Below are 11,114 nucleotides of genomic sequence, written 5' to 3' on the forward strand. Positions count from 1 at the left end.
TCACCCCTGGTTGTATGTTAGTTAACAGTTGTTTCTTTCGCAGACTGAACAATTTGATTCACTGTATTTACGTATAATTTATGTTCAACTTGTTGAATTTTCTTTTGTAAGCTTTCTCTCGTATCCCCTTCAGAAACAACTACTGCTTCTTGCGCAATAATTGGACCTGTATCCATACCTGCATCTACATAATGAATTGTTACTCCAGTTACTTTCACACCTGCTTCTAACGCTTGACCGACAGCATCTTTACCAGGAAAACTCGGTAATAGTGACGGATGAATATTAATAATCTTCCCACCATACGCTCCTAATAAAGTCGGCCCAATTAAACGCATATATCCAGCTAAAATAACATAATCAATCTCATACTCTTCTAGCTTCTTTAATATTTCTTTTTCAAATGCTTCTTTTGACTCATATGCTTTCGCTGAAAAGGCGAAACACGGAATATGATGATAATGTGCCCGTCCAACAGCACGTGCTTCTGGTTTATCACATACTAATAAACTAATTTCTGCATCCAATTTTTTTTCTTCTACCGCATTAACGAGAGATTGAAAGTTAGAGCCGCTTCCAGAAGCAAAAACTGCTAATCTACTCATAGTGCCGTGCCCCCATTGAAGGTAACGCCAGTTCCTTGTACAGTACGTCCAATAATACGAGCTGTTTCTCCTTGCTCTTCAAGAAGACGAACAATATCTTTTGCCTCTTCTTCCTTCACCGCTACTACCATACCAATACCCATGTTAAAAATATTGAACATTTCTTTCTCTTCTAGTTTTCCCACTTCTTGAAGTAAACTGAAGATCGGTTGAATTTTCCAAGATCCTAATTCAATTTCTGCACCGATTCCTTCTGGTAACATACGTGGAATATTTTCAATGAATCCGCCACCTGTAATATGCGCCATACCGTATACTTCATATTTCTTCAATAGTTCTAAAATAGGTTTGACATAAATTTTCGTTGGTTTTAATAATTCTTCACCAAGAGGTAGTTCTAAGCGTCCGTAAATGCGATCTAAAGATAGTTCTCCATCTTCTAGTAATACTTTTCGTACTAAAGAATAACCATTACTATGAATACCGCTAGATGCTAAGCCAATTAATACTTGACCAGCCTCAATTTTTTCACCTGTTACAATTTTCTTTTTATCAACAATTCCAACTGTAAAACCAGCTAAATCGTATTCTTCCGTAGAATACATTCCTGGCATTTCAGCTGTTTCTCCACCAATTAATGCACAACCAGCTTGGCGACAGCCCTCTGATATACCTTTGACGATGTTTTCAATTTTACTAGGTTCAGCTTTACCACAAGCAATATAATCAAGGAAGAAAAGCGGCTCTGCTCCTTGGACAACAATATCATTTACACACATTGCTACTGCATCAATACCAATTGTGTCATGTTTATCTGCCATAAAAGCGAGCATCAATTTTGTTCCCACGCCATCTGTTCCAGATACTAATACAGGTTCTTCTAATGCAAATTTTGATAAATCAAACATACCTCCAAAACCGCCTAGACCGCCTAGTACTTCTTTTCTCATTGTTGTTTGTACGTGTTTTTTCATGCGAGATACCGCTTCATATCCAGCTTCAATATCTACTCCTGCTTGCTTATATGCATTCGCCATCGTTATCTACACCTCGTCTTTTAATTTCTCCCTATTCAGGGCCGGCCATTTTAAGAAAGAAGCTAGCTTCTACATCAAAAGAAGTAGAAGCTTTTTTCTTCTTATTTCATACTTTCTAAAAGCTCTTGCTCATAATCATAAAGAGCTGTTGGATAATCTCCATTGAAGTACGCCATACATAGACCGCCGTATTTCCCTTCATATGGACGTCCAATTGCATCTACTAATCCATCTTCACTTAAAAACGTTAAAGAATCTGCTCCGATGATTTGACGGATTTCTTCTATTGAATTATTTGCTGCGATTAATTCTTTTCTCGTTTGAATATCAATGCCATAGAAACATGGATACTTAAGAGGTGGTGAAGCAATTCTTACATGGACTTCTGTCGCTCCAGCCTCGCGAAGCATACGAACAATTCGTTTACTCGTCGTTCCTCTTACGATAGAATCGTCAATCATCACAACTCGTTTTCCTTCAACTACGCCTCTTACTGCTGAAAGCTTCATCTTAACCCCTTGCTCACGCAGTTCTTGAGAAGGTTGAATAAACGTACGTCCAACGTAACGATTTTTAATTAATCCTAACTCATACGGAATTCCTGTCGCCTCCGCGTAACCAATTGCCGCTGAAATACTAGAGTCTGGTACACCAGTAACAACATCAGCTTCAATAGGAGCTTCTGCCGCCAAACGTTTTCCCATGTTTTTACGTGCTGCATGGACGTTAATACCTGCAATATTAGAATCCGGACGTGCAAAGTAAATGTACTCCATACTACAAATTGCATGATCTACTTCATTTGTAAAACGATCTACGTGAATTCCTTCATCATTGATGATTAGTAATTCACCTGGTTCTACATCACGAATATATGTTGCACCTACTACATCGAAAGCACATGTTTCTGATGCTACAACGTAAGCATCTCCCATCTTTCCAATTGAAAGAGGACGGAATCCATTCGGGTCTAGCGCAACGATCATTTCATTTCCAGTTAGTAAAAGATATGCAAACGCACCTTTCACTTTATTTAGAGCCTCTTTTACACTTTCAATTAAAGAATCTTTCGTACTACGTTTAATGAGATGTAAAAGTACCTCTGTATCTGAACTTGTTTGGAAAATACTTCCCTCTGCCTCTAATTCACGACGAAGCATCTTTGCATTAATTAAATTTCCGTTATGAGCTAATGCCATACTATGATCAGAAAAACGGAATAATAATGGTTGAACGTTAGCAACTTCACTTCCGCCAGCTGTCGCATATCGTACGTGTCCAATTGCTGATTTTCCGTTTAAGCCTTCTAGCTCACCTCTTGAAAATACTTCCGATATTAAACCTAACCCCTTGTGACCGACGATTTTCTCACCATTATTTACGACGATGCCTGCGCCCTCTTGTCCACGGTGCTGTAAACTATGCAATCCGTAGTACGAAACTTGTGCTGCATTTTCATGCCCCCAAATTCCGAAAACGCCACATTCTTCATTTAACCCCTTTATTTCAGCAAGCATGGGATTGCCCCTTTCCAAGCCTTTCTCATTTCATCTACATTTGCTGTAAGTAATACTTCATTTTCTTCATTATGAATTGTTACTTCATTTGTATTTGTCACTTCTCCAACTTGAATTGCTTCTACCGCCGTCTCAAACGCTTCTTTATTTTCACATTTTACAGTTATAACGAAGCGAGATTGTGATTCAGCAAATAATGCCGCTGTTGCTTCTCCGTCTAATTTCACAGTAGCACCTAAACCATTTGCACCAATTGCACTCTCAGTAATTGCAACTGCTAAACCACCTTCTGCAACATCATGAGCAGATTGAACAAGGCCAGCTTGAATTGCTGCTAATACTTGTTTTTGACGTTTTAATTCTACGTCTAGATCGATGCTTGGTGATTGACCGAAAATTTTGCCGTGAATCATTTTCTGTAATTCACTTCCACCAAACTCAGCTTTCGTCTCTCCGATGATATAAACTAAATCGCCAGCTTGCTTAAACTCTTGTGTTGTTACATGTTTTAAATCGTGTACAAGTCCAACCATCCCAACTGTCGGTGTTGGGTATACAGCTTCACCACTACGTTCGTTATACATTGATACGTTTCCGCCGATAACTGGCGTTTGTAATGTGCGACAAGCTTCACTCATACCATCTACTGATTTCTCAATTTGCCAGAAGATTTCTGGTTTTTCTGGATTACCGAAGTTTAAGCAATCTGTAATTGCAAGTGGCTCTCCCCCAGAACATACGATATTACGTGCTGCCTCTGCTACTGCAATTTTACCGCCCACTTCTGGATCTAAATAAATGTAGCGAGAGTTACAATCTGTCGTCATTGCTAATCCTTTTTCTGTACCGCGTACACGTACAACTGCTGCATCTGAACCTGGTGTAACAACTGTGCTTGTGCGAACTTGATAATCATATTGATCATAAACCCACTCTTTACTTGCAATCGTCGGTTGTTGTAATAGAGCGAATAACGTTTCTTTATAATTTTCTACTTTTGGTGTTTCCATTTTCATTGCCTGGAATTCAGCAAAGTATGCTGCTTCTTTTGATGGCTTATGATAAATTGGTGCTTCTTCTGCAAGAGCATCTGCTGGAACTTCAGCTACCTTTTCACCTTTATGGAATAAGCGAAGCATTTTGTCTTCCGTTACTTTCCCCATCGTAACGGCTGCAAGACCATACTTCTCAAATAAATCTACTATTTCTTGCTCTCTACCCTTTTTCACAACGATTAGCATACGTTCTTGTGATTCAGATAGCATCATTTCATATGGTGTCATTCCTGTTTCACGCTGTGGTACATCATCTAAGTACATTTCAATACCCATACCTGCTTTACTTGCCATTTCTGCAGAAGATGATGTTAAACCAGCTGCACCCATATCTTGAATTCCAACAAGTGCATCCGACTGAATAAGTTCTAAGCAAGCTTCAATAAGAAGTTTCTCCATAAATGGATCTCCTACTTGAACTGCTGGACGCTTCGCTTCTGAGCTTTCAGATAACTCTTCAGATGCGAATGTTGCACCGTGAATACCGTCACGACCAGTTGATGCCCCTACGTACATTACTGTATTTCCAGCACCGTGCGCTTGCCCCTTTTTAATATCTTCATGATTAATTAAGCCTACGCACATTGCATTTACAAGTGGATTTCCTTCATAACATGGATCAAACTGTACTTCGCCGCCAACAGTCGGGATGCCGATACAGTTACCGTATCCTGCAATCCCTGCCACTACTTCTTCGAATAAATATTTCACACGTGGTGACTGTAATTCACCGAAGCGAAGTGAGTTTAATAGAGCTACCGGGCGTGCTCCCATAGAGAATACGTCACGGATAATACCACCAACGCCTGTTGCTGCTCCTTGATATGGTTCAATAGCAGAAGGATGGTTATGACTTTCCATTTTAAATACAACCGCTTGATTATCACCGATATCTACAATTCCAGCACCTTCCCCAGGTCCTTGCAGAACGCGCTCACCTGTTGTTGGAAATTTTCGAAGTACTGGTTTTGAATTTTTATAACTGCAATGTTCAGACCACATAACAGAGAATAATCCTGTTTCTGTATAATTTGGCAGACGGCCTAAAATCTTTTCAGCCATGGCAAACTCTTCGTCTGTTAGCCCCATTTCCGCATATATGCGCTCTTCTTTAATTTGTGTTGGATTTGGTTCAAGCATTAACGACATATGTTTCCCTCCACTGTTTTAAGATAGATTGAAAGACTTTTAACCCTTCAGCACCGCCAAGTAATTCATCTACAGCACGCTCTGGGTGTGGCATCATACCAAGTACATTTCCTTTTTCATTTACAATACCAGCAATATCTGAAACGCTTCCATTCGGATTTTCTACGTAACGGAATGCGATTTGATTATTCTCTTCTAATTGTTTAAGAGTCTCTTCATCACAATAGTAATTCCCCTCACCATGCGCGATTGGAATATTGATTACTTCATCTTTTTCATATTGTGATGTAAACATCGTTTCATTATTTTCAACACGCAGCTGAACTGTTCGGCACATAAATTTTAAGTTTTCGTTTCTCATTAACGCTCCTGGTAGTAATCCTGATTCAACAAGAATCTGGAATCCATTACATACACCTAAAATCGGCTTTCCTTGCTCAGCAGCTTTTTGCACTGCTTTCATTGCATTCGCGAAGCGAGAAATAGCACCACAACGTAAATAGTCACCGTAAGAGAATCCACCAGGTAGTAAAATTGCATCATATTCATCTAAATTCTCTCTATCGTGCCAAACGTAATCTACTTCTTCACCAAGCTCATCTTTAATTGCATGGAACATATCGACATCACAGTTCGAACCTGGGAATACTATGACTGCAAATTTCACTGTGCGACAACCTCCTCAACTTCATAACGGAAGTCTTCCATTACAACGTTTGTTAATAGTTTTTCACACATCTCTTTTACCTTTGCGTCAAGGTCAGATACTGATTTATCAATTGTTAATTCCATATATTTTCCGATTCGAACGTCTTGTACTTCTGTGAACGAAAGACTATGAAGTGCCCCTTTTACTGCTGTTCCTTGTGGATCTAATACGCTTTCTCTTAACGTTACATATACCTTAACTTTATACATGTGAAATTCCCCCTAAACGTTTTAAAATCTCTTCATAAGCTTCTGTTAAATTTCCAAGGTCACGACGGAATACGTCTTTATCAAATTTTTCATTGCTCGTTTCATCCCATAAACGGCAAGTATCTGGTGAAATTTCATCTGCTAAAATGATTTCTCCTTCATCTGTTATACCAAACTCTAATTTGAAATCTACTAGTCTTACACGACAGCTTGCGAAATGATCAATCAACACTTGATTGATTTGTAGAGCCATATCTCGTAATACGCTTACTTGCTCTGGTGACGCAACGTTTAATACACGAATATGATCTTCCGTTACAAGCGGATCTCCTAAATCATCATCTTTGAAGTAAAATTCTACGATCGGTTCTGCAAGTACAGTTCCCTCTTCCATTCCTAATCGTTTTGAAAGACTTCCTGCAATTACATTTCTTGTGACAACTTCTAGAGGAATAATACTCACTTTTTTAACAAGTTGCTCTGTTTCAGATAACTTCTCTACAAAATGTGTTTTTATTCCTACTTCTTGTAACTTTCTGAACAATAAAGTTGTAATCTCATTGTTCAAACGACCTTTTCCTGTAATCGTCTCTTTTTTCTCCCCATTGAAAGCAGTCGCACTATCTTTGTACTCTACCCAAACCATATCTGCTGATTCTGTACGATAAATTCTTTTTGCCTTACCTTCATACAGCAATTCTAGCTTTTGCATTTCGCAAGCCCCCTGTAGTTTGAAAAATGTGAATAATGTTTTTATAAAGAATGGCACAGAATGACTCTATTCTGTGCCATATGAAATTTTACGCTTCGTTTAACCCAAGGCGTTCAAAGATTGTATCAACGTGTTGCATATGATGCTCATAGTTGAAGCATTCATTAATTTCTTCTTGTGATAACTTGCTCGTAATACGCTCATCAGCTTCTACAAGCTCTTTAAATTGTACTTGTGTTTCCCAAGCTTCCATCGCTTTAGGCTGTACGATATCATAAGCTTCTTCACGTACCATACCTTTGTCGATTAATGTAAGCATTACACGCTGAGAATAAATTAAGCCGTATGTTCTTGTCATATTGCGTTTCATATTCTCTGGGTATACAGTTAAGTTTTTAACGATATTACCGAAACGATTTAACATGTAATTTAATGCGATTGTAGCATCTGGTAAAATTACGCGTTCTGCCGAAGAGTGAGAAATATCACGCTCATGCCATAATGGAACATTCTCATACGCTGTCATCATATAACCGCGGATAACACGAGCTAAACCAGTCATATTTTCTGATCCGATTGGATTACGTTTATGTGGCATTGCAGAAGAGCCTTTTTGGCCTTTTGCAAAAGCCTCTTCAACTTCACGTGTTTCACTCTTTTGTAAACCACGAATCTCAACTGCCATCTTTTCGATAGATGTTGCGATTAGTGCAAGTGTTGACATGTAATGAGCATGGCGATCACGTTGCAATGTTTGTGTTGAAATTGGTGCTGCTTCTAAGCCTAAGTTTTCACAAACATACTTTTCTACGAATGGATCGATATTTGCGTATGTACCAACCGCACCAGATAATTTACCAACGCGAACTGTATCAGCAGCTTGTTTGAAACGCTCTACGTTACGTTTCATTTCTTCATACCAAAGACCAAGTTTTAAACCAAATGTTGTTGGTTCTGCATGAACACCGTGTGTTCTTCCCATCATGATCGTGTATTTATGCTCTTTCGCTTTGTTAGCTAAAATGCTTACAAAGTTTTCTAAGTCTTTTAATATGATTTCATTCGCTTGTTTTAAGATGTAAGATAGCGCTGTATCTACTACGTCTGTAGATGTTAAACCGTAATGAACCCATTTACGTTCCTCACCTAATGTTGGTGTTTCTGATACAGCACGAGTGAATGCAACTACGTCATGACGTGTCTCTTTTTCAATTTCATAAATACGATCAATATCAAATGATGCATGCTCACGGATTTTTTTAACATCTTCTTTTGGAATATCGCCAAGCTCAGCCCATGCTTCACAAGCTAAAATCTCAACTTCTAACCACGCTTTAAATTTGTTCTCTTCCGTCCAAATTGCCCCCATTTCTGGGCGTGTATAACGACTAATCATCTTTTTCCCTCCAACAGTTGTTCTTGATGGTCCCAAATATGCAAACTCTTCGCTTTTTCTAGAGCGACTTCAATATTATCATTTAAAATATTAACATGCCCCATTTTTCGCTGCGCTTTTGCTTCTTCTTTTCCATACAAGTGTAAATAGCACCCGGTTAATCTATTCACTTGTCTTAGGACCCCTTCTATATGTTCGCCTAAAATGTTTACCATGACAACTGGTTTTAACAAATTTGTTTCTCCAAGAGGTAAATTACAGATTGCTCGAATATGTTGACCGAATTGACTCGTTTCACATGCATCCTGTGTATAGTGTCCTGAATTGTGAGGTCTTGGCGCTAATTCATTAATGTAAATCTCACCATCAGCTGTAGCAAACATCTCTACCGCTAGTGTTCCCACAAGTTCTAGTTCATCCGCGAGCACTTTTGCATAAGCAATTGCTTTTTGAGAAAGTTCTTCTGTAATGCGAGCTGGAACGATAGATTCATGCAAAATGTTATTTACATGAATATTTTCCGCTACCGGAAATACTTTCGTTTCACCACTTACACTACGAATCACAATAACTGATACTTCTTTTTCAAAAGGCACCCATTTCTCTAAAATACACTCTGCTGCATTCGCAAGCTCTCGCGCTTTATCAACGTCAGCCTCATTTCTTAAAACAACTTGACCTTTCCCATCATATCCGCCTGTCGTCGTTTTCAAGACGGAAGGATATGATAACTCAGTGATTGCCTCAGTGAGCTGATCTTGATTTTGAACTAATCTATACGTTGCTACTGGTAGCCCAGCTTTCTCAATCGCATTCTTTTCTGTAAAACGATTTTGTGTTTTACTTAACAACTGACTGCCTTGCGGTAAGTAAGCATGTTTTTCAAGCCATTGTAAACATCTATAATCAATATTCTCAAATTCATATGTGACAACATCACTAATCTCCGCTAAATGCTGAATTGCTTTTAAATCGTCATATGGTGCAACAATTTCAATATCAGCAACTTGTGCACATGGTGAATTTTTTGTTGGATCTAAAACAGCAATTTTATATCCCATCTCCTTAGCTGCCAATGCCATCATTCTTCCTAGCTGGCCGCCTCCAATAATGCCGATTGTTTTTCCAGGTAAAATGATTCTCGTCATACTAGCTCACTACCTTCGCGCACATCTTTTTTAATTGCTTCTCTTCTCAATTCTAATGCATCATGTATATCATCATGGAACGATCCAAGTATTTGTGCAGCAAGTAAACCAGCATTTGTTGAACCAGCCTTACCAATTGCAACAGTTGCAACTGGAACCCCTCCTGGCATTTGGACGATGGATAATAATGAATCTAAGCCGTTTAACGCTTTTGATTGAACTGGAACTCCGATTACAGGAAGATTCGTCTTCGCTGCAACCATCCCTGGTAAATGCGCTGCTCCACCAGCTCCAGCAATAATAACTTTCAACCCACGTTCACGAGCCGTCTCTGCATATTCAAACATATAATCCGGAGTCCGATGAGCAGATACAACTTTTTTCTCATACGGTATATTTAATTCATCTAAAATGTCACAAGCATATTTCATTGTTTCCCAGTCTGACGTGCTTCCCATTATGACTCCAACTAGTGATTTCATATTAGAATCCCCCCGATTCAAATAAAAAAAGCCTGAAATAGAACAGTTTCTCTTTTACTATGAGAGAAAGTGCTCTACTCAGGCATACGTATCCCTTGTGAATAGAAAAATACCGAGTGACTTTCCCTCATAGTCTAACGAATAACGGTCGTTAGGTAGAGACTTGCAGGCCATATCCCCGCGATTATATGAGGTCTTATATATTATTCTTTCTATGGCTATATTAACAATATTTCATAAACAATGTCAATAAATAATCGAATGTTTTTTTATTACTCACCAATAACGTTCGTGTTTTAGTTATATTCAAAAGAATAATTGTAACTATATGCAAGAAGGATAAGAAATTAGAATTTATATTTCTAGAGATCTATTGTACACATAACGGTTTGTATACTTATTCCGTATGCTTTAATATAAAGCATATCATTTATATTCATTTTATTTATTTTATTTATTTTATTTATTTTATTTATTTTATTTATTTTATTTATTTTATTTATTTTATTTATTTTATTTATAAGGAAGACAATAATGAAAAAACGAACTACACTTTTTTCGTATTTATTCCTTTTTATCGCAGTCTTTGCTGTAATGATTGAATACTTATTTATATCATCCTACTTTTTTGAATATATACTTGTGGTAGAAATAACGTTTCCTATCATAACGATTATTTTAGGAACACTCGGAAAACCTAGAAAACAAAAAATCATTGCTAGTACTTTAAACAGCCTCTATTCCATTCTTTTCACTTCTTTAGCGTCATTCAATTTATGGATTATGACATTTAATAAATAAAAATAAATACAAAAAAACCTAAGTCGAATCGACTTAGGTTTTTGCTTGGCGACGTCCTACTCTCACAGGGACAAGGTCCCAACTACCATCGGCGCTAGAGAGCTTAACTTCCGTGTTCGGTATGGGAACGGGTGTGACCTCTCTGCCATCATCACCAAACTATGAAGGCATATTCCTTCAAAACTAGATAACATTGCTTCATATTATATGGTTAAGTCCTCGATCTATTAGTATTCGTCAGCTCCACATGTCACCATGCTTCCACCTCGAACCTATCAACCTGATCATCTTTCA

11 protein-coding genes, 2 rRNA genes and 1 riboswitch are annotated in these 11,114 nt (G+C 38.1%); of the genes, 1 reads left to right on the forward strand and 12 read right to left on the reverse strand.

From position 1 onward, the window contains the following. Positions 1-17: 17 nt before the first annotated feature. From purN to purE, 10 genes are all read right to left on the reverse strand, one after another. Positions 18-605: a phosphoribosylglycinamide formyltransferase gene (purN, locus tag ABH961_RS26520; protein WP_098078365.1), complete on the reverse strand. Its 588-nt coding sequence runs from the start codon at positions 603-605 to the stop codon at positions 18-20. Next, complete coding sequence (purM, locus tag ABH961_RS26525) at positions 602-1,642, reverse strand: phosphoribosylformylglycinamidine cyclo-ligase (RefSeq protein ID WP_001262447.1); 1,041 nt, start codon at positions 1,640-1,642, stop codon at positions 602-604. The genes purN and purM overlap by 4 nt, the downstream gene beginning before the upstream one ends. A 101-nt stretch (positions 1,643-1,743) precedes the next feature. Further along, entirely contained in the window at positions 1,744-3,159 is a 1,416-nt protein-coding gene (purF, locus tag ABH961_RS26530; RefSeq protein ID WP_000879030.1) for an amidophosphoribosyltransferase, read from the reverse strand. Beyond that, positions 3,144-5,363: a phosphoribosylformylglycinamidine synthase II gene (gene purL / locus ABH961_RS26535; protein ID WP_404520372.1), complete on the reverse strand. Its 2,220-nt coding sequence runs from the start codon at positions 5,361-5,363 to the stop codon at positions 3,144-3,146. Before purL ends, purF begins: the two co-directional genes overlap by 16 nt. Next, complete coding sequence (purQ, locus tag ABH961_RS26540) at positions 5,347-6,030, reverse strand: phosphoribosylformylglycinamidine synthase subunit PurQ (RefSeq protein WP_000666772.1); 684 nt, start codon at positions 6,028-6,030, stop codon at positions 5,347-5,349. The genes purL and purQ overlap by 17 nt, the downstream gene beginning before the upstream one ends. Continuing rightward, positions 6,027-6,281, reverse strand: coding sequence for a phosphoribosylformylglycinamidine synthase subunit PurS (purS, locus tag ABH961_RS26545; RefSeq protein WP_000278821.1), 255 nt, complete (start codon positions 6,279-6,281; stop codon positions 6,027-6,029). Before purS ends, purQ begins: the two co-directional genes overlap by 4 nt. Then, entirely contained in the window at positions 6,274-6,993 is a 720-nt protein-coding gene (gene purC, locus ABH961_RS26550) for a phosphoribosylaminoimidazolesuccinocarboxamide synthase (protein ID WP_097907344.1), read from the reverse strand. The genes purS and purC overlap by 8 nt, the downstream gene beginning before the upstream one ends. A gap of 88 nt (positions 6,994-7,081) precedes the next feature. Continuing rightward, the gene (purB, locus tag ABH961_RS26555; RefSeq protein WP_000625686.1) at positions 7,082-8,389 is read right to left on the reverse strand and encodes an adenylosuccinate lyase; all 1,308 of its coding nucleotides are present in this window, start codon (positions 8,387-8,389) and stop codon (positions 7,082-7,084) included. Beyond that, positions 8,386-9,537 (reverse strand): 5-(carboxyamino)imidazole ribonucleotide synthase, encoded by a 1,152-nt coding sequence (purK, locus tag ABH961_RS26560; RefSeq protein WP_048542068.1) that lies wholly within the window; start codon positions 9,535-9,537, stop codon positions 8,386-8,388. The genes purB and purK overlap by 4 nt, the downstream gene beginning before the upstream one ends. Further along, complete coding sequence (gene purE, locus ABH961_RS26565; protein WP_000839368.1) at positions 9,534-10,019, reverse strand: 5-(carboxyamino)imidazole ribonucleotide mutase; 486 nt, start codon at positions 10,017-10,019, stop codon at positions 9,534-9,536. Before purE ends, purK begins: the two co-directional genes overlap by 4 nt. A 110-nt stretch (positions 10,020-10,129) precedes the next feature. Further along, positions 10,130-10,231, reverse strand: a riboswitch (purine riboswitch). Positions 10,232-10,553: 322 nt separating this feature from the next. Here purE and ABH961_RS26570 point away from each other — a divergent pair. Further along, positions 10,554-10,820: a hypothetical protein gene (locus ABH961_RS26570; protein ID WP_098078360.1), complete on the forward strand. Its 267-nt coding sequence runs from the start codon at positions 10,554-10,556 to the stop codon at positions 10,818-10,820. Between the two features lie 43 nt (positions 10,821-10,863). Here the strand turns inward: ABH961_RS26570 and rrf are convergent. Together rrf and ABH961_RS26580 are read right to left on the reverse strand one after the other, a co-directional pair. After that, positions 10,864-10,979: ribosomal RNA gene (gene rrf / locus ABH961_RS26575) — 5S ribosomal RNA — on the reverse strand. 48 nt (positions 10,980-11,027) lie between these two features. After that, positions 11,028-11,114: ribosomal RNA gene (locus tag ABH961_RS26580) — 23S ribosomal RNA — on the reverse strand; the annotation flags it as partial.

The sequence above is a fragment of the Bacillus sp. RC251 genome (assembly GCF_044908765.1).
GTDB lineage: Bacteria > Bacillota > Bacilli > Bacillales > Bacillaceae_G > Bacillus_A > Bacillus_A wiedmannii.

Coding starts and splice junctions, on each gene's coding strand:
- purN (WP_098078365.1), bottom strand. CDS start 605: ATGAGTAGATTAGCAGTTTTTGCTTCTGGAAGCGGCTCTAACTTTCAA.
- purM (WP_001262447.1), bottom strand. CDS start 1,642: ATGGCGAATGCATATAAGCAAGCAGGAGTAGATATTGAAGCTGGATAT.
- purF (WP_000879030.1), bottom strand. CDS start 3,159: ATGCTTGCTGAAATAAAGGGGTTAAATGAAGAATGTGGCGTTTTCGGA.
- purL (WP_404520372.1), bottom strand. CDS start 5,363: ATGTCGTTAATGCTTGAACCAAATCCAACACAAATTAAAGAAGAGCGC.
- purS (WP_000278821.1), bottom strand. CDS start 6,281: ATGTATAAAGTTAAGGTATATGTAACGTTAAGAGAAAGCGTATTAGAT.
- purC (WP_097907344.1), bottom strand. CDS start 6,993: ATGCAAAAGCTAGAATTGCTGTATGAAGGTAAGGCAAAAAGAATTTAT.
- purB (WP_000625686.1), bottom strand. CDS start 8,389: ATGATTAGTCGTTATACACGCCCAGAAATGGGGGCAATTTGGACGGAA.
- purK (WP_048542068.1), bottom strand. CDS start 9,537: ATGACGAGAATCATTTTACCTGGAAAAACAATCGGCATTATTGGAGGC.
- purE (WP_000839368.1), bottom strand. CDS start 10,019: ATGAAATCACTAGTTGGAGTCATAATGGGAAGCACGTCAGACTGGGAA.
- ABH961_RS26570 (WP_098078360.1), top strand. CDS start 10,554: ATGAAAAAACGAACTACACTTTTTTCGTATTTATTCCTTTTTATCGCA.